Annotated in this window: 21 protein-coding genes; all 21 read left to right on the top strand. The window is 53.0% G+C overall.

Annotation, left to right across the window (positions count from 1 at the left end):
- The first annotated feature begins 138 nt into the window (after window positions 1–138).
- The 21 genes from ACXX82_RS24255 to ACXX82_RS24155 all read left to right on the top strand — a co-directional run bounded on the left by ACXX82_RS24255 (window position 139) and on the right by ACXX82_RS24155 (window position 19,155).
- Window positions 139–483, top strand: coding sequence for a hypothetical protein (locus ACXX82_RS24255; RefSeq protein WP_458563902.1), 345 nt, complete (start codon window positions 139–141; stop codon window positions 481–483).
- On the top strand, window positions 480–1,040 hold the full coding sequence (locus ACXX82_RS24250; RefSeq protein ID WP_458563901.1) for a hypothetical protein: 561 nt from the start codon (window positions 480–482) through the stop codon (window positions 1,038–1,040). The genes ACXX82_RS24255 and ACXX82_RS24250 overlap by 4 nt, the downstream gene beginning before the upstream one ends.
- A gap of 748 nt (window positions 1,041–1,788) precedes the next feature.
- Window positions 1,789–2,142, top strand: coding sequence for an HNH endonuclease (locus ACXX82_RS24245; protein ID WP_458563900.1), 354 nt, complete (start codon window positions 1,789–1,791; stop codon window positions 2,140–2,142).
- Window positions 2,143–2,344: 202 nt separating this feature from the next.
- The gene (locus tag ACXX82_RS24240) at window positions 2,345–2,830 is read left to right on the top strand and encodes a hypothetical protein (protein WP_458563899.1); all 486 of its coding nucleotides are present in this window, start codon (window positions 2,345–2,347) and stop codon (window positions 2,828–2,830) included.
- Window positions 2,831–2,874: 44 nt separating this feature from the next.
- Entirely contained in the window at window positions 2,875–4,536 is a 1,662-nt protein-coding gene (locus ACXX82_RS24235) for a terminase large subunit (protein ID WP_458564053.1), read from the top strand.
- On the top strand, window positions 4,533–5,765 hold the full coding sequence (locus ACXX82_RS24230; RefSeq protein ID WP_458563898.1) for a phage portal protein: 1,233 nt from the start codon (window positions 4,533–4,535) through the stop codon (window positions 5,763–5,765). The genes ACXX82_RS24235 and ACXX82_RS24230 overlap by 4 nt, the downstream gene beginning before the upstream one ends.
- Before the next feature lie 12 nt (window positions 5,766–5,777).
- Complete coding sequence (locus ACXX82_RS24225; protein ID WP_458563897.1) at window positions 5,778–6,446, top strand: HK97 family phage prohead protease; 669 nt, start codon at window positions 5,778–5,780, stop codon at window positions 6,444–6,446.
- Window positions 6,447–6,507: 61 nt separating this feature from the next.
- Window positions 6,508–7,839, top strand: a complete 1,332-nt coding sequence (locus ACXX82_RS24220; protein ID WP_458563896.1) for a phage major capsid protein — start codon at window positions 6,508–6,510, stop codon at window positions 7,837–7,839.
- Window positions 7,840–7,885: 46 nt separating this feature from the next.
- A complete protein-coding gene (locus tag ACXX82_RS24215) occupies window positions 7,886–8,107 on the top strand; it encodes a hypothetical protein (protein WP_458563895.1) in 222 nt (73 codons plus the stop codon).
- Window positions 8,108–8,134: 27 nt separating this feature from the next.
- Window positions 8,135–8,692, top strand: a complete 558-nt coding sequence (locus ACXX82_RS24210; protein WP_458563894.1) for a head-tail connector protein — start codon at window positions 8,135–8,137, stop codon at window positions 8,690–8,692.
- Entirely contained in the window at window positions 8,689–9,006 is a 318-nt protein-coding gene (locus ACXX82_RS24205; RefSeq protein ID WP_458563893.1) for a phage head closure protein, read from the top strand. The genes ACXX82_RS24210 and ACXX82_RS24205 overlap by 4 nt, the downstream gene beginning before the upstream one ends.
- Window positions 9,006–9,503, top strand: a complete 498-nt coding sequence (locus tag ACXX82_RS24200; protein WP_458563892.1) for an HK97-gp10 family putative phage morphogenesis protein — start codon at window positions 9,006–9,008, stop codon at window positions 9,501–9,503. The genes ACXX82_RS24205 and ACXX82_RS24200 overlap by 1 nt, the downstream gene beginning before the upstream one ends.
- Window positions 9,500–9,856, top strand: coding sequence for a tail completion protein gp17 (gene gp17 / locus ACXX82_RS24195; protein ID WP_458563891.1), 357 nt, complete (start codon window positions 9,500–9,502; stop codon window positions 9,854–9,856). The genes ACXX82_RS24200 and gp17 overlap by 4 nt, the downstream gene beginning before the upstream one ends.
- A gap of 80 nt (window positions 9,857–9,936) precedes the next feature.
- Window positions 9,937–10,581, top strand: a complete 645-nt coding sequence (locus ACXX82_RS24190; protein WP_458563890.1) for a phage tail protein — start codon at window positions 9,937–9,939, stop codon at window positions 10,579–10,581.
- Window positions 10,581–10,892 (top strand): phage tail assembly chaperone, encoded by a 312-nt coding sequence (locus ACXX82_RS24185; RefSeq protein WP_458563889.1) that lies wholly within the window; start codon window positions 10,581–10,583, stop codon window positions 10,890–10,892. The genes ACXX82_RS24190 and ACXX82_RS24185 overlap by 1 nt, the downstream gene beginning before the upstream one ends.
- Window positions 10,893–10,960: 68 nt before the next feature.
- Window positions 10,961–11,200 carry a DUF1799 domain-containing protein gene (locus ACXX82_RS24180; RefSeq protein WP_458563888.1) on the top strand — a complete coding sequence of 80 codons (240 nt, stop codon included), beginning with the start codon at window positions 10,961–10,963 and terminating at the stop codon, window positions 11,198–11,200.
- Entirely contained in the window at window positions 11,197–13,860 is a 2,664-nt protein-coding gene (locus tag ACXX82_RS24175) for a phage tail tape measure protein (protein ID WP_458563887.1), read from the top strand. The genes ACXX82_RS24180 and ACXX82_RS24175 overlap by 4 nt, the downstream gene beginning before the upstream one ends.
- On the top strand, window positions 13,861–14,730 hold the full coding sequence (locus ACXX82_RS24170) for a DUF2460 domain-containing protein (protein WP_458563886.1): 870 nt from the start codon (window positions 13,861–13,863) through the stop codon (window positions 14,728–14,730).
- Window positions 14,727–15,566, top strand: coding sequence for a phage/gene transfer agent baseplate hub protein (locus ACXX82_RS24165; protein ID WP_458563885.1), 840 nt, complete (start codon window positions 14,727–14,729; stop codon window positions 15,564–15,566). The genes ACXX82_RS24170 and ACXX82_RS24165 overlap by 4 nt, the downstream gene beginning before the upstream one ends.
- Entirely contained in the window at window positions 15,563–15,970 is a 408-nt protein-coding gene (locus ACXX82_RS24160; RefSeq protein WP_458563884.1) for an NlpC/P60 family protein, read from the top strand. Before ACXX82_RS24165 ends, ACXX82_RS24160 begins: the two co-directional genes overlap by 4 nt.
- The gene (locus tag ACXX82_RS24155) at window positions 15,967–19,155 is read left to right on the top strand and encodes a phage tail protein (RefSeq protein ID WP_458563883.1); all 3,189 of its coding nucleotides are present in this window, start codon (window positions 15,967–15,969) and stop codon (window positions 19,153–19,155) included. The genes ACXX82_RS24160 and ACXX82_RS24155 overlap by 4 nt, the downstream gene beginning before the upstream one ends.
- Window positions 19,156–19,168 lie beyond the last annotated feature (13 nt).

The following is a 19,168-nucleotide window of genomic DNA, read 5'->3' as shown; positions in this document are numbered from 1 at the left end:
TATTTTTTTATATAAATCTTAATTTAAGTATCAATACTCCTAACACTCCCAACAAAGTGAGTGTTTATAAGGCTCTACGGTGTGAGGGGTTATGTTGGGGGTGTTAGGGGTATGAAAAAACCGAGCTTACGAGAATCTATGCCATTGACTGCAAAACGGATCGATTGGATGAGGGAAGTTATGGGCGCATCAGAGGCAGATGCTTTGATCAGGAAAGCCATGGCGGGAATACCTGGCTACTTTTACGCGGAAGAAAATGGTATGACATTTGGGACAAGGGATACCGGATCGACAAGCGCTATCGGCTGGGATAAACGGGGAGTTGCTTACCGCTCCGATCCTCCTTGGATGGTGGATGCAATGGCGGTAGCCGAGCAGCGCGGAATCGTTTTACCACCAAGGGACATGAGCGACCATGAAGCAGCGGAAAGAATTGCAGTGACGTTACGTAAGATATTAGCCGACCATAGGAATGAACAATGACTGTTAATCGCAAACATAGGGTGCGAACCCCGATTGAGGATGTTACGTTGGCAGGATTTTATTCACCCCCAGCGAAACCAAATATTAACGGTGTTTCCGCACCGGAAAAGATTGATCGCAACGTTTTAGAAAACCGTTTATATAACTGGGGCGAGACTGTAAGTTATCGCGGTAGCACAAGCGGAGGCGTCTGCGCGGCATGGGCCAAAGAATACGTTCGGGTGAGGGGTAAGCAAGAAGCCATGCTTGCCATCGCACTGAAGATCGCTCGGCCGAATGCGCAAATGACTCGGGGCGATGTCAATGAATTAGATGGTTGGTTAATTGAACTAGCGGTGCGTGAATTGCGTTATTTAGATCAACGCCATGTACTGAAATATAAATACGTTTGGCGGTATCCAAATCATTTTATAAAAAACAAATTACACATTAACGACTCGACCATGTGCACGCTTTCGAAAATGGCTTTAGACAATTTGCAAAAAATACTTGATAAGTTTGATGCGCCTGATAATATCCGATCTACAAATTGCACGCACGGTGAGTTCCGCGCCTGAGGCTATAAGCCGTCCCTGGGGGACGGTCGTGCCTCAGAGATTGATAAGGCCCTGATCAGCTAACGTTGCTCGGGGTTTTTTGTTTCTTGCGCCGGTTTGGTACATGTTACGAGTAACCCCCAACATCGAAATCAACCCGTCACATCGCAGAGCCGCATGGGATATAGGATGTTAGGGGTGTGACGGGTATGACGACTATTTTCCCCGTACATGTGTGCGCGAAGAAAGTCATGAAGTTAGCTATAAATGATGATGTATATTTTTTTATAGAAAACTAGAAATAACCGGTAATACTCATCACACCCCTAACAAGTGAGTCCCAGTAAGGCCCTCCGGTGTGATGGGTAGTGTTATGGGTATGATGGGTAACTAATATTTTGATGTAATTCGCAAGCGGCCAGCGAACTGAATGGCCGAACCACATTAATGTAATTCTTACTGTGCATACGTCTGTATTGCTAAGTACATCTGAAGGCCGGGCTTATCGCGGATGCACCCATGAGGGAGCGAGTAGCTGACACTGGCAAGGTCTTAATCGGGTCAAATAGCCTTAAACCACTTAGAGAATATGTCGGGCAGTCGATAACGCCAAACGGCGATGGACGCTGTAACCAGCACAATTTTGTAATGTCGAATGGGGGGGGGATCCATCTACCACGATAACAAGTTTTCCTCTTTAGCCTGCTGATACATTCGCCGCTGACCTGCATTTGATTGCGGCAGCGGCTTTCTTATTTAAGGTGGCTGTATGCCTAAGTCTGCGCCACGGCCATGTAGCTATCAATGCTGCAGGACGTTAGTGTCCGATGGCAGTGGTCGATGTATCAAACACCCCCGACCAGTTTGGATCAAGACCACACCAGTTAAACGCATTACCGGACGCCGCCTTCAGGCTATGCGTGCCAGGTTGTTCGCATCGAATCCGTTGTGTGCTGCGTGCCTGTTAGAAGGGTGGGCAGTCGCGGCGACTCAGCGCGATCATATTGTCCCGCTAGAAGAAGGTGGACGCGACGACGATTCGAACGAACAAGGGTTGTGTGAAGCTTGTCATGACACGAAGAGTAAGTCAGAGGCATTGCGGGGTCGTTTGCGGAAAATGTAATTTTTGCTATTTTTCTATGAATGCGAATCGTTCTCATGGTAGGGGGGCTGAAAAGTCTGTATTTTCCCCACCGGAAACCGATAGTTAAACTGGACTTTTATGGGGAAGAGAAACTACCCCCTAGGGGTTATCTCATCCAGCTAATTTCACGCCAAGGCATCGCGTATCGCCTGACGGCCAATCTAGTAATTCACCAAACAAAATGACTAAAACCAACCAATTTGCTGTGGCGTTACCAGCGGTTGGTGGCGCATCCGTTCAGGGTAGTGCCGAATCCGCTGTATCTCCAGAGCCGCCACCAGTGATGGATCTTAGGGCCGACGAAATGCAAGTCTACAACTATTTGTGTGCATCACTGCGCGAGGCGGGCGTCGAGCATTTGACCGCTGGAATGCCAATCGCGGTAATTGTGCGCACTTTTGTGGATTGGATCGCAGCGGCGAAGCAGTGTGAAGAAAAGGGTAGGACGCAGCAATCAAAAACAGGATGGGTAACGCCGTTACCTTGGGCTGATGATGAGAAACGCTTAAAAATGGAGTTGGGCCAATGGCTACCAAAGGCATGCCTGACGATTCCATCTTTGGCAAGGGTCAGAAAGGACACCGGGGAGAGGTCAGGGCAGGACGACCTATTCAGCGATCTCGTAAGCCACGCTATCAGCTCCCCCGCAAACGGATTGCCGAACTAACGCCTGCTTCCCTGCATGAGTGGGATACGCATTACGGTCTGCGGGTGCTGAACGGTGAAATCCTTACAGGAAAATATACCTATCTTGCGGTAAAGCGGCACTACGAAGATTTGCGGTCGGGCGCTAAACGCGGTCTGGTGTTTTCAGCGGATCATGGTTGGCACATCATTCGGTTTATCGAACGCTTCTTTGTCCATATAAAGGGACCATTGGCCGGTAAGCCGATCCTCCTTGATCCATGGCAGAAGTTCTGGACCGCTGTGTTGTATGGCTGGAGACGCGCCAACGACGGCGGTAGGCGGTTTTCTCGCGGGTATGAAGAGGTCGCACGCAAGAACGGTAAAAGTACCTGGAAGGGGCCGCAGGGCGCTTACCTGTTTGCCATGGACGGCGAGATCGGTGCGGAAGTGTATGCCGTCGCTACTACGCGCGCGCAGGCGATGACCGTGTTTAAACCCGCATTCGATAACATCAAACGCTGGATGCGGCGTTCGTCTGGCGTTGCGAGATCATTTAAAGTCTTTGCCGGAATTAATCAGGAAAAGATTGAGCTGGATACGTCCGTGTTTGCGCCGCTCCCGGCCAACGCAGAAAACCTCGACGGCCTTAACCCTTCGGCCATTTTGTTCGATGAGTTGCACGCCCAAAAAACGCGGGACGTGTGGGACGTGATGGAGTCGGCGCTCGGCGCGCGATTCAATCCGTTGTTGTCCGCTATTACCACGGCCGGTTTTATCCTGGACGGCATATGTACCGAGATCCGAGGCTATCTGATCTCCGTGTTGGAGGGCAAACGTGTCGATGATTCCTTCTTTGGTTACATCTATACGTTGGATGAGGGGGATGATCCGTTCAAGGAAGAGCTGTGGATCAAGGCAAATCCGGGTCTAGGCAAGTCTAAAACGCTCGAATATATGCGTGGTATGGCGAGAAAAGCCGCCGCACTACCTGGTGCGCGGACCAATTTCCTCACCAAGGATTTGAACATTTGGTGTAACAGCGCAGAGGGTTGGTTTGACATTGGCGTCTGGGATAAAGGCAATAAAAAATTTAATCCAGAGATGCTTAAGGGGCGTCCTTGCTATGGTGGGCTTGACCTGGGATCGACCCGCGACCTTACCGCGTTTTCGTTGGTGTTTCCTCCGCAGGAAGACGGAGACGCGTGGTACGTCCTGATCTGGTTTTGGTGCCCGCAGGAAAAGATCGAAACGCAAGAGCATGATGACGCTGCACCTTATAAAAAATGGGCTGAAGAAGGCTATATCACTGGCACCGCTGGCAACGTCACGGACTACACGCAGGTAAAGAAAAAAATACTCCAGGCGATGCAGGAATATCAAATCCGCGAGATCGGTTTTGACCGGTGGAATGCTTTGCAACTGGCCAACGAGTTACTTGACTTGAATGTCCCCCTCGTAGAGGTGCCACAAAACACGGGTGGAATGTATCCGGGCAGTAAGCGGCTTGAAGAGCTGGTCTATGGTTTTCAATTCCAGCATGGCGGCAATCCTGTTCTACGCTGGTGCGCTGCCAATACCGCGTTGCTGTTCGACTCCAACGGCAATTTTCGGCCTGATAAAAAGCGATCAAATGATAACGGTCGGATCGATGGCGTCGTGGCGACTGTCATGGCGCTGAGCCGATCCGTTTGCTACGAAGACAAAGGAGATATTGATGACTTCATTAACACACCGGTTAAGACATGAGTCTCTATAGCTCATTGCGCGGATGGTTCGGTCGGGGCGGTGCTATCGGTGAAAAGCCCGGTACCCAAAACGCTGTACCAGGGGCGGCGCTGATCCCCGATACCGCCTACGTTGGTGCTGATGGTGCGTTGCAGATCAGTACCGTATGGTCCTGTATTGATCGTCGTGCGACCACGGTCGCCAGTTTGCCTTTCTTCGCTTATGAAGTGAAAGGAGGCGAGAAGCAGATGGCGCGTACATCGCGCCTTTACGCGATCCTGCACGATTCACCGAATAGTCGCATGACGCCATTCGAATTTTGGCGCGCCATGATGATGAATCACGATTTACGGGGTAATGCCTACGCCCGCATAGACCGGGACAGTAATGGCGAGGCGGTCGCAATGTGGCCTATGCCTTCAGATCAGGTCGAAGTACGCGTTTTGGACGACGGATCAATGGTCTACGTGTATTCATTCGGAAACGATATTGCCGTGTTAGATGCTTCCAACGTTCTACATCTAAAAAACTTGGGAAACGGCACGACTGGATTGGCGAAGCTTGAATTCATGCGCTCAGCGACCGACGAGGCAACCAAAGCGCAATCGTCGGCAAGTAAGATATTTGGAAACGGCGGCAAAGCCTCCGGCGTATTGATGATCGACAGGATTCTTAACGATGAACAGCGCAAGAAGATTCGCGCTAATTTTGCCGACATGGGTGAGGGCAGCATAACGCGGCTGCACTTACTGGAAGCGCATATGAAATACCAGCAGCTTTCCCTCACTCCGGCCGACCAGCAATTGCTGGAAACACGTAAATTCAGTGTTGAGGAGCTTTGTCGCTGGTTTGATGTGCCTCCGGTCTTGGTCCATCACTCGAACGTCACCGCTTGGGGGTCTGGTATTGAACAGTTAGTGCAGGGTTTTTATACACTTACGGTGCGCCCAATGCTGATCAACATAGAACAGGCTGTGCGTAAGCGTGTAATGACGCCTCGCCAGCGCGTGACGATGTCTATCGAATTCAGTCTCGACGCGTTGCTGCGTGGAAATCCGAAGGACCGGGCCGACATCAACGCCAAAAACGTGCAAAACGGACTCGTTTCGCGGGCCGAAATCCGGCAGCTGGAGGGCTGGCCGTATATACCGGGTACGGACGAACTGACCGCGCAATCGAATTTGGTCCCCTTATCCATGCTTGGCAAGACTGTCGCATCGGGTGGCAATGGCAGTGCAATCGCTCAATAAACGAGGAAAGATATGGAACGCAAATCACTGGCGCTTGCCAATGCACAATTCAAGCTGGACGACGATAACACCTTTGTTGGTTACGCCTCAACGTTCGGCAATGTCGATTCCTACGGCGACACGATCATCAAAGGTGCGTATGCCGCGACGTTGCAGGAACATGGCCTCCCAAAAATGTTTTTTAACCATGATAGTTACGCCGTTCCCATCGGGAAGTGGGTCAAGGCATCCGAAGATGATTACGGTTTGTTGCTAACTGGTGAATTTACCCCCGGTAATACCCTCGCGCAAGAGGTGAGGGCGGCACTCAAGCACGGCACGGTTGACTCGATGTCGATTGGTTACCGTCTCAAAAAAGGGGATTACGAAGATACCCCGAGTGGTCGCACGATTAAAAAGGTCGCGCGCTTGGCAGAAACGTCGATTGTGACATTCCCGGCCGATAAATTCGCGCGTGTCGACTTAACCAGCGTGAAGTCCTTTGTTGAGGAAATCAACCAGGTCGACACCATCAGAGATTTTGAATACCTCTTGCGGGACGCAGGCGGGTTCAGTAAAGGGGCGGCACAAGCGTTGACCGCCCGCGCAAAAACGTTGTTCGGCTCGCGGGATGCAGTCGACCAGGTGGATGCGAAGCATGCGGCTGAAATTCTGGAACGTCTTCGAAAAATAGCCGCATAGACGTGCATTCCGCCCCTACGGGTCACCACATTTGGTGGCTTTTTTCTTTTAAAGGATAGTTATGAAACGTACTACATTGTTTGGTATCCCTTTGCGCGCTGCTGTATTTTTGGCGCTAGCCGTTACAGCAGGCATGGCGCAAGCCGCAGGAATCGATGTCCATGGCTTTATGTTGCAACACGTCGGCGCATTTGCTGGCGTGGCCGCGCTCGGCTTCATTGGTGAGATTGATGGTGCCTCTATTCTGAAGGCCCTGGATTCGGTCGAACAAAAGATGAATACCATCTCTGAAAAGGCCAGCGAGGAAATGAAGGCGTTAGGCAAAGTCTCAGATGAAACGAAAACAGCGATTGAAACCATCGGCATCGAGCAACGGACATTGGCTGACCGGCTGTTGCAGATCGAGCAAAAGTCGACTGCCCCGGAGGAAGCCCCCGCAGATGAAAGTGTCGGCGTGCAGTTCACAAAACACGCTGCCTACGACGCGTTCGTCAAGTCTGACGGACGTCATAAAACCCGCATTGAAGTCAAAAATACGGTCACGAACGCGATTGCCAATACCTTTAGCGAGCGTCGCCCTGGTATCGTTGAGGGTGCTTTTCGGGTGTTCACGATTGAGGATTTGCTAACCAGTATCCCGACCTCAGCGAACGCGATTGACTGGATTCGTGAAAACGTGTTCACCAACGCCGCTGCGGAGACCGCCGAAGGGGCCGCCAAGCCGCAAAGTTCGCTTACCTTTACACCCGGCACGATGCCGGTCAGCACCGTTGCCCATTGGATCAAGATTACCCGTCAGTTAGCGATGGATAACGCGGCCTTGGGGGCGTACATCAATCGTCGGATGGTTTACGGCGTCAATCTGCGCGTTGAGAATCAATTGGTCGCGGGTAACGGGACTGCACCCAATTTGACTGGTCTGACCAATGTCGGCAATTTTACGGCACACGGTTACACCGCCGCATCGTTGACCGCACTGGGCCTGTCGCCAACCAATCGTTTTGACCTGATCGGAAAGATGATCGGTGATTGCGCGGTGGCCGACTATCCGGCCGACGTCGTGATCATGAATACGTCCGACTGGTGGACGATACGCTTGACCAAAGATGGACAGGGTCGCTACTTATTGGGTGACCCCGGCTCGACCGTTGTGCCGACGTTATTTGGTCGCCCGGTCGTTGCCAGCAACGCGATGGTCGCCGGTAAGGTTTGGGTCGGCAGTTTGTCCCAGGCCGCGACCTTGCACAATCGCGAAGGCATCGCCGTGGACCTGTCCGAATCCGACGGTGACAACTTTACGACCAATCTCATCACCATTCGTGCTGAACGTCGCCTCGCATTAACGGTCGAGAAGCCAGGTGCTGCGCGTTATGGTGATTTGACGCCCGCGTAATCTAACGGGGCCGGTCAGTAAGACGGCCTTATAAGGAGATCTAAAAATGGAATTAGTCACAGTCAATATTACTGGTCAGGCGATTACGGCACGCTATGGCACGTTAAATTCTGGCGATGTGTTGCGCACGGATGCAGAGTTTGCGCGCCACTTGGTGGTCGATTGTTGCGCGGCGGAATATGAGAATGCAAAAAATAACACTACGGCCACACTTCCTTTGTTGTCGGATGAGCGCATCAAAGAGTCGAAGCCAAAAAAGATCAAATAATTGCAGCTCAATAACCCTAGGACAGTCATGGCCCAACGATTAATCACGCCACCTACTGAACTGGCGGTAACGCTCGATCAGGCGAAGGCGAACCTACGTGTCGATGGTTCGGACATGGACGCCTTGATCACCATGTGGACGCAGGGCATCATCGCTTCACTCGAGCACGAGATCGGGCAGTGTCTAATGTCGCAGGTTTGGGAGGTGACGCTGGACGCCTTTCCAATTGCGATCAGTCTGCCGCATCCGGTGATCGGCGTGTCATCGGTGAATTATGTTGATACAGGCGGACTCGCTCAAACGCTATCCGCGGATGACTACAAGCTGGTACGTTCGGCCTACGCGTCATCGCTCGTACCGGCATCTGGCACACTATGGCCGGGCACGTTTCAAGATGCGAATGTCGTCACGGTAACGCTTATCTGCGGCTGTGGTGCCACCCCAGACGACACACCGGCAAACGTGCGTCTGTACATTTTGGCGAAACTGGTCGAACAATTCGATCCAGCCACGCGGTTGGAACGGGATACGGTCCAGTCCGACTTCGTTGGTCGCTTGCTAGACGCTTGCCGGACCTACACATGAGCACGCTCTCTACGCAACTTGATAAGCGCGTTCAGATTCAGGCGCGCGCCACCGGGTTAGACGATGATGGGGAGCCGCTCGGCGGTTGGTCGAATGTCGCTACGGTATGGGCCTCGATAGTCGACATCTCGGGTCATGAATATGTGCGTGCTGCCGCTGTCCAGAATGCCGTGCAAACCAAAATTGTGATTCGGTACCGGTTAGGTGTTGTGCCCGCAATGCGGGTCTTATTCGGTTCTGATCGTTACAACATCGAGGCGGTGCTCGGTCAGGACCAACGGGCGTTATTACTGATGTGTTCGAGGGCGGTCTGATGATTAATATAAAAACCAAGTTGTCTGGCAGCTTCATGGCCGATCTGGACAACCTGACTGAGGCTTGCGGCGAGGCAACGTTGCGTGCGACTGGCTATGCCGGAGCGAAGGTGCTGATGGACGAGGCGGTGTTACGCGTTCCGGTGAAGACCGGCACCATTCGAGCCAACATTATCATCAAGCGGAGGGAAGAGAAATCTAAGGGTGATGAAACGCAGACCTATATTGTGACCGTGCGTACTGGAAAATTTGGATCGGACGGTGATGCTTTCTACTGGAAGTGGGTCGAGAACGGCCATAAATTTGTGGGTCGGAAAGCCAAAAATGTTTCATGGAAGGCACATCGAGCTGCTGCCGAAAAACTCGAATTTGGTAGCTCTAGAATGGGCGCTAAGCCTTTCCTTCGCCCCGCATTCGAAGCGAAAAAAGACCAGGTGATTGCGGTCATGCGTCAGAGGATGGCAGAAAAAATCAAAGAATTCCTGGAGAAACCATGACCGTCGAATCAACGATCTTTCATACTTTGCGGGCGCTGGTTTCTGATCGTGTGTGGCAGAACGTGGCAGATGAAAAGGTCGCGCTTCCGTACATGACATACCAGCTGGTGGGCGGTGCAGCAGTCAATTTTCTTGACCCGACCATCCCATCGAAAAAAAATAGTCGGTGGCAGATCGACATCTGGTCAACGTCGCCCGCCGAAGTTGCGCTGCTGTCGCAGCAGGCCGAAGATTTGCTGCGTGTGGCCCCCGAGCTGCGAACGACCGTGCTGGGCGCAGCCGTAGGTTCGTATGAACCCGATGTCGATCCACCCTTACATGGGCGGCGGCAAGATTTTAGTTTTTGGTATTAAGTCGTTCGTTAAACCGCCTTCGGGCACCGCCAAACCACCGCTTTCGAGCGGTTTTTTTATGTCTGATTGAAAGGTACATTATGTCGATCTCCCTCCCGAATGGCGCTTTAGTTGCCATCGCCTCTGGCTATGGCCCCGTCAAAGCCCTGACCGCAATCACCAATGCCTCTACAGGTGTTGCCACGCTGGAAGCAGCGCATGGCGTCATCGTTGGCGACATTATCGAAGTCACGTCAGGCTGGTCGCGACTGACGAACAAAATTGTGCGCGCTAGTTTAGTCGCCACCAATGACGTGAGCTTGGGCGGGCAGGATACTTCCCTGACGAGCATCTATCCCGCCGCTGGGGGTGTCGGCACCATCCGCAAAATTAGTGGCTGGACGCAACTCTCACAAATTCTATCGTCCAGCTCGTCAGGTGGTGAACAGCAATTCCTCGATTACCAGTTTCTGGAAGGTGACGCGCAGAAGCGGATTCCCACGTTCAAAAACGCCGCAGGACTGTCGTTTAGCGTGGCGGATGATCCAACGCTGCCGGGATACATCCTCGCCTCTGCGGCAAACGATGACCGCTTGCCGCGCGCTGTGCGCGTGTCGCTTCCAAGCGGATCTACGATTTACTACAACGCGTATATCTCGCTCAATAAAACGCCATCGCTGACGGTAAATGAAATCATGGCGTGCGAAGTGACACTGTCGTTGCTAGCAGAAGTGGTGCGCTACTAATGGCTAAATTAAAACTGGTGGCAAATCCGACCTTTAAAGCGATGGTGGGAATTCCTGTCGCAGGCGGTGAATCTGTGAGTGTTGAGTTCACATTCAAGCATCGGACCAAAACCGCGCTCGACGTCTTTGTGCAGTCGCGCAAGGAGAAGTCCGATAGCGACACGTTCCTCGATATGGTCGAAGGATGGGACCTGGATGACCCCTTTAATGAGGAGTCGGCGGAACTGCTACTGGAGAACTATATCGGTACCGCGCTTGCTGCCTATCGGGTGTACGTCGATGAATTAGTACAGGCTAAAGTAAAAAACTGAAAGCCGCTGCCAGGGCGCTTTACTCGCAAGGGCCGAGCGCATCCGAAGCAGCGGCGTTTGGCCTGACATTGGAGGAGGCTAGCGGGCCACCGGTTGACATCTGGCCGGACAATCTGACGGTCATCAATGTTTTTGTCGCTATGTCCACCCAGTGGCGCGTAGGCATGGCGGGTGCTACCGGGCTTGACTATACCGCGTTGCCGCATGTGATGCGATTGGTCGGCGTATTGCCAAAAGAGCGTGCTGATGTCTTTAACGGCATCCGCACAATGGAAGATGTGGCGCTTGAAACAATGAGGAAAAAATGACTGGGACCGTAGGCACTGCTGCTCTTGAAATCACCGCCAGTAATACTGGGTTAAAGACAACCGTAGAAGAGTCGAAGCGCTCAATCCTCAGCTTGGGCGAAACATCGACCACCGCTAATGCGAAATCCTCAGCGTCCATCGACCGTTATGTGAAGAAACTGGAAGGGCAGAATGCCACACTGGGCATGTCTGCGCGCGAAACCGAGCGATATAAACTGACGCTGCGCGGCGCATCCGAAGAGCAGTTGAAAGCTGCAGATTCTGCTATCCGCCTCAAAGAGGCATATGAAAAGGGTGAACGCATCGGCGACCGGATACGCACCGGTTTTCTGGCGCTGGGTGCGGCAGCAGCAACGGGCTTGGTGGCGGCCTATGTTGCGTTCGATCAGCTCGTAAAAAAAGCGGGTGATTTTCAGGATATGGCCGAGAAAACCGGCGATACAGCGGAAAATATCGCGTCGCTGGCGGTTGCTGCAGGCACTGCTGGTGTGGAGATGGATACCGTCGTCGGCGCATCTGAAAAGCTAACGAAGGCGCTCACAGGCGTTGATGATGACTCCAAAGCGGCGGGTGCTGCAATCGTGGCGCTTGGCCTGAATTTAAAGGAGTTTAAGAATTTTGCTCCCGCTGACCAGATTGAGGCAGTGGGTAAAGCCTTAAATGGATTCGAAGACGGTGCCACAAAAACGGCTGTGGCAATGGCGTTATTTGGCAAGGCGGGCGCTGAGCTATTGCCATTTTTGAAAGAGTTGGGTGCGCAGGGCGGTCGTCAGGTCATTCTCACCGAGGAGCAGATCCAACTAGCGGATGACTATTCTGATAAACAGGCAAGGTTACGTACGGAAATCAGTTTGCATGCACAAGGCATTGCGACGAACTTGCTACCGGCCTATAACGAACTCAGCACGACGATTCGTGACTTGATAAAAGATCAAGGATTCGCTGCGACCGCTACCGAAATTCTGAAAGGCGCAATGAATGGTGGGATCGTTGTATTTCAAACGGTTGCCGTGCTCGCATCCGAAATTGGGTATGCATTTTTGGCGACGGGTCGGGAAATTGGCGCGGTTTCCGCGCAGCTTGTATCGTTAGCCCATCTTGATTTTTCAGGATTTCGTGCCATTAGCAATGCAGTAAAAGAAGACGGTGAGCGGGCGCGTGCTGAGCTGGAGAAGTTTCAAGCCAAGATCATGTCGGTGGGGCAGCCCTCTGCTCCGGAAGCACCAGCGGATTACTCGAATGAGGGACGTACCCATCGTCCGCCAGCGCGACCACAACTTCAGTTTAATGGCGCAAACAAGGCTGCTGCGGGTGGAAAAAATACGGCTGCACAAGAGGCTAAAGCGCAAGTTAATTACGACCTCGATCAAATCCGCAAGCAATCCGCCGCCATCACTGACACCTTTGCGAATGCGGAGAAAATCATGTCGGCGCGTCGTTCGGCCGGTCTGATTGATGAACGAGAGTATTACGACGCCAAACTTGGCTTCCTGGCTCTCAACGCGCAGGAGCAAGAGTCTGCGCTGCAGAAGGAAATCGCCAGGCTGCAACAAGAAAAGTTAGCGGGCAAAGATAAGATCGACAATGCGCGAAAAGTCGTTGATGCCGAGGCGAAGCTTGCCAAGGTGCGGGAAGGGGCGACGGCGAATGTGCAAATACTCGCGATCCAGCAAGAGGCCGCACTTCAAAAAATTGAGCAAGGTTATCGTGACGCAGAGGCGGCAGCGCAAGACTATCTCGACACCATTCGCAAAACGCAAGCGCGCGAACTGGCCGGGATGGGCGCTGGCACGTTGGAGCGGGGTCGCACTGACGGTCGGGCACAAATTGAGGATAAGTACAGTCAGCAGGAACAAAGCCTCAATAAGAGCCGCACTGACGCCGAGTTCGCGGGTACGTTCGGGCCTGAAGCAAAAAATAAATACGATGACGAATTGAGTCGGATACGGCGCTTCCAATCTGTCGCGCTCGGTGAATACGATTCCTATTTCACAGAGCGACTGAAAAAAGAAAATGATTGGTCAGTCGGCGCTAGTGAGGCGATGCAAAATTATTATGATGAATCGTGCAATATCGCCAGGCAAACCGAAGATCTGTTTGCTAATGCGTTCAAGGGCATGGAGGACGCGCTCACGACCTTTATCACCACCGGCAAAATTTCCTTCAGCGGACTGGCGAACAGCATCCTTGCCGATCTTGCACGGATTGAGGCCAAAAAATTGATTGCCAGTTTGACGGGGGGCAGTGATGGTGCCGGTCTTCTCGGCTCCGCTTTAGGATGGATTGGCGCGCTTAGTGGCGGCGGGTCCGGTGCTTCGCTATCTGGCGACAGTTCAGGATCTTTGTTGTCTGCAACGGGCGAGATGGTCCGAGGGCGTCGGGCAGGCGGCGGTACGGTGTCGTCCAACGGCATGTACGAAGTCAATGAAAAGGGGCCTGAACTTCTTAATGTTGCGGGCCGACAGTACCTGATGATGGGAAGCCAGAACGGAAGCGTCACACCGAATAGCGAAGTCGGTAATGTTGGCGGCGGCGGTCCGAGTCCCACAATTATTGTGAATATGCACGGTGGAGGTTCCGCTCCAGACGTGCGCCGAGCAGCTGGTCAAGGGGCGCGTGAAGCCTTGGCCGCATTTCAACAAGCCCAGCGATATACCTAAATGACGAATCCATTTCTCGAAGAACGCATACCCATTGGTATCAAGATGGGTGCAACTTATGGCGACGATTACAACGTAGAAATCACCACGACCAGCGGTGGTCAGGAGTACCGCCGTCTGGTTCATCCCTACGCAGTGCGGCACTACAGCATCAGTTACATCGGCAAGACCACGGAATTGTGGAGTCGCATTCTGGCCTTGTATCACCGCGCCTACGGCATGTATGCGGGGTTTCGGGTGCGGGCCATGGATGATTTCTCAACGAATGGTGATACGGGGACGCCAACGGCGATTGATCAGCCGTTATTACTCGTATCGAGCGGGGTCTACCAACTGCAGAAGCAATATGGTCGGGGCGCTGCACCTCTATCGGTTGGGTTTCCAACACGCACGATCTTTAAACCAGTATTGGGCACGACTGTTATTGGAATCAGTAATGTGGGTACATCCAACGGGTGGCTAGTCGATACGACCACCGGCCTGGTGACCTTTGAGGAAAATAAAACGCGAAATATCACCGGTATCACTCGGGCCGCCTCCACCATTGCCAGCATCGGCGCACATAACCTTGTCGTCGGCGAGTCAGTCTACTTCAACAATGTGGCCGGTATGGCGGAGGTCAATACGCGGCGCGGCTTAATCACTGCCGTGAGCGCAACCACTATTACGGTGGCGATCAATTCGACCGTTTTTAGCGCTTATACGGGCGGCGGCACGGTCAATAGTCGCCCGCAAGCCGGTGAGCCAGTCACCGCTGGTTGTCAGTTCGATATTCCTTTTCGCTTCAATTCACGCGTTGATCTCTCGCACGTTGCGGTCGATGTGCGTGACACATCCAGTATCGATATTGTGGAGTTAATTTCCCTATGAAGACTCAAATAGCCAATTACGCCACCAGGGTGCTGTGCTTGCGCATCGTGCCGGTGGTCGGCGCGAGCGTATGCCTCACGCATTACCCGCGCAATCTGACCATGACGAACGGTGCGGTGTATCTGACCAATTCCGGCTATGAGTTCACCGGTTATACCGCAGCTTCGGGCACATCCCCCGCCATGGTTGACGTTCAAGGTATTGCCGGTATCGCAGGCATCAGCAAGGCTGCGATTGCGTCCGGGGTGTTCGATAATGCGCGTTGCTATCTGTTTGCCACCAACTGGGACAATCCCATTGAGGACTATGAACCGATAGTGGCATCCATTTTTGGCAAGACCACGCTCACCGACGATAAATATCAGATTCAGGAGATGGCGCTCATCGATGCGCTGAACCAGTCAGTGGGCAGGTCGTACACCGTGACGTGCCAGAAAAGATTCGGTGGGCAGGAATATGGCGGCTGTAAGGTAGCGCTCGGACCGCTGACGGTCACCGGGGCGATTACTTCCGTCACCAGCAATACGCAGTTCCGCGATGCCAGTCGCATCGAAGTCAGCGATTATTTCGGACTGGGTACCATTCAATTTTCGAGCGGACGCAATGCCGGATTGAAGCCACAGGAAATTAAAACATTTACTGTGGGCGGCGGCATTGTGACGTTTGAGGCGTTCTATTACGCACCTGCTGTGGGTGACACTTACCGCATGATTCCCGGTTGCCGAAAACGTGCATTGGAGGATTGCACTGATAAGTGGCACAACATCATCAACAATGGCGGTTTTGGGAATATCCCGACCGGCTCTCAGTACGCCCAGATTGGACAAGCCGGATGACCGCCGATGACGTCATCGACGCTGCGCGCGCAGCTCTCGATACCCCTTTTCAGCATCAAGGGCGCGTCGTCGGATTAGCGTTGGATTGTGCGGGCTTGATCGTGCATGTGGCGCGGTCTATCGGCGCACCCTATAAGGACGTACCAGCCTATGGCCGTTCGCCGCACGAAGGCTTGTTACAGGCAACGCTCGACAATAACGACTGCATCCGATGCGTAGCAGACCGGCAACCTGGTGACATTCTGCTGATGCGCTTCGACAGTGAACCTCAGCATCTGGCGATCTGTGCTGGCGAGACGATCATTCACAGTTATTTGAATGTCGGTATGGTCTGCGAACATCGCCTGTCATCCATGTGGGCCGCACGCATCGTCGCGGTGTATCGATTTAAGGAGTTGGAATGAGCGCTGGTCAGGTAGTCGGCGGTATCGCCGGTGCGGTAATCGGGTTTTTCGCTGGCGGCGGTCCACAAGGTGCGATTGTTGGTGCGCAGCTTGGTATGGGCGTGGGCGGCATGGTCGACCCACCAAAGGGGCCACATATCTATGGCCCGAAATTAACAGATATGTCGACTCAGACCAGCACCTATGGCGCTGTTATTCCGCGTGTGTATGGCACGGTGCCAATCATCGGTAATGTGTTCTGGCTGGAAAACAACCGGCTCAAGGAAACTGAAAACACCCAAAAGCAAGGGAAGGGCGGCGGCGGTGCCGAATCGACGACATTCACCTATAGCGCGACCTTTGCGGTCGGTCTGTGCGAAGGGCCGATTGCGGGCGTGAATCGCATCTGGATCGGCGCGAATTTGATTTATGATGCGGGCGCCACGGATATCGGTGCCATCATCGCCAGTGGCGACGCAGCGCCGTTTTTTAACATCTATACCGGTACCGAAACGCAGTTGCCAGATCCGCGTATGCAATCCACGTTGGGCGTGGCGAATACGCCTGCCTATCGGGGATTGGCCTATATTGTCTTTTATGATTTGCCGCTAACGAAGTATCAAAACTCGTTGATGGGCGCGCAAGTAAAAGTGGAAGTCGCACGCGTACAGGTGACGTCAGGTCCCACACTCGCAGAGACGGTCATCGTGCCAGGAACGTCTCTTCTTTATAGTACCTCGGCGTTGTGCATGGACCGGGACGGGCGCATGAACGTGTTTCTCAGCCAAACCGCTGCGGGCGCGGGCGGTATCGTTGAGCTAGTGGGCGCATTTCCCACCGGCCAAATAGCGAGAAATGGAAGCTTCGTAGGGCTGGGAGATTACCACTTGCCAGGGTCGTCTGATATTGCGTGCGTGGCAGCAACCGATGGTAGCGCATTAATCGTGTACGTACAGGACGTCAACGGCGCGCTCTTGAGTACCATCCCGCTCCCGACTGCTCTTACGTCTCTTACGGGGGGCTATCACCGACGCCTGAGGAAACAGTTTGTTATCGACTGGGGGGTAGCGGGTACGTCCAATTATTGTAATGTGTACGACGTGTCTAACGGTTTGACCCTCGTCAATAGCACCAATTCCTCGTCGACATATGGAAAAGTACATGACATTTTTATCGGGACCGGAGAGTATTACGCCATCACCGAGACGCTGCAGTTCATCTGCTTCGATACCACCTGGTCGGTGAAGTGGGTCGTCAACCTGTCTGTCGAGTCAAATGTTTTAGCGGGATTTGGTCATTCTGGGGGTACGCCGATTATTTTGCGATCCTCAGCCGACGGGGTGATTTACCTCAAGTTTTCCAACTATTTTTACCGCGTAACGCAAAGTGGTTATGTTTTTCTCGGGCAGGTTACCTTTCCAGGGCCGTACAGTGAACTCGGTGGGAACGCGGTCATCGGCGATTTGTGGGCGACCTACAATGCGCAGGACAACACTGTCTACTATGTCAGCCTCGGGCATACGTCCGCGCAGAACGAGTTGCTATCGACCATCATCCTTGAGGAAGCGCTCAAAAGTAACCTGCTTACCTCTGCGGATGTGGATGTGACTGCGCTCACGCAGGAGGTCCGTGGCTACACCATTAGTTCCGCCGCGGCTATTCGTAGCGGATTTGATCCATTGATTGGCGCGTGGCCGTTTGATGTCGTTCAATCCGGCTATCAGGTTGTTTGTAAGCCGCGTGGTGGTGCTTCCGTGGTCACGATTCCAGTGGCGAGACTGGATGCGCGCTCAGTGAGTGGGGCACCGGGCGTCCAAATTACCAACTCGCGCGAAATGGATTCGGTATTGCCGAGCAAGGTAGCGCTGAAATATTTTGATAGTGACCGCGAGTACAACACGGGCGAGCAATATGCTGAGCGTTTGAATACGCAATCGGTCAACGTCGCTGCGATGGATTTGCCTATCGTGCTCAGCGCTGACGAGGCTGCGCAGAAAGCTGAAATATTGTTGTATATGTATTGGTTGGAGCGTTATGACGTGTCATTTAGTCTCCCACCTGCCTATGCTTACCTTGAACCATCCGACATCATTACCATCGCCGCAGCGGATGCGAGTTATGAATTACGTCTGACGCAGATCAACTACACCTCGGATGGTCGCTTGGAATGTCTGGCTAAATTTCATAGCGCGGCTGTCTACACGTCAACGGCGTCGGGTGGCGTTGGGGCGTCCACCGGCCAAGCATTGACCCTTGCCGGACCATCGCAATATGACCTGCTCGATATCCCTCTAGTGAAGGACGTTTTTGATACGGCTGGATTTCCGGTCGCGATGTCTGGTTATCTGCCAGGTTGGGTCGGCGGTATTCTTATGCGCTCCGATGATAGCGGCCAGACCTGGACGCAAGTGCAGGGATTTTCCAAGCCGGGCGGGACTATCGGTTATGCATCCAATAGTTTAAGTGCCCACAATGGTCTCCTCATAGATAAGTGGAGCACATTGCGGGCGGTGATCAGGCCATCCTTATTTAGCGTGACGGAATTGCAAATGCTCAATGGCGCAAATCATTTTGCCTATGGCGTCGATGGCCGTTGGGAAATCATTGCGGCACAAAACTGTATTTTGCAGGCTGACGGCACCTATTCATTGACAGACCTATTGCGCGGGCGCTTTGGCAGCGAGTGGGCGACAGGGCTGCATGCGATCAACGACCGTCTCGTGCTATTAGATAGTGCGAACCTGCAGTTTGTGACCAGCAGCCTGAATACGATAGGCATGGCGCGGACCTATCGCGCCATTACCAACGGCAAGACGATTGATTCAGATGGCAACCGTACGATGACCTACAAAGGTGTCAATCTGAAATGCCTCTCGCCGGTGTATTTGAATGGGAGTCGCGATCCAGCTAGCCGGGACTGGACACTCACCTGGATCCGTCGCACCCGAAAGGGAGGAGAGCTGCGGGATTTTATCGATGCACCATTGAGTGAGGCGTCGGAATCGTATGCCATTGATATCTTTGCCGATAGTTCTTATGGCACGGTGATTCGCAAGCTTACCGCTCTGTTGCCAACCGTCATTTATGACAACGCCTCTCAGGTGACCGACTTCGGCATTATTCAGGCAACGCTGTACATCAAGATCTACCAACTATCGGCTACGACAGGACGCGGATCGCCCCTCACTGCCACCATCACGCGCTAAACACTACAGGAGC

Source organism: Glaciimonas sp. GNP009 (genome assembly GCF_054343755.1).
Note: the sequence above shows the minus strand (reverse complement) of the source record. Positions and strands in the feature narration are given on the sequence as shown.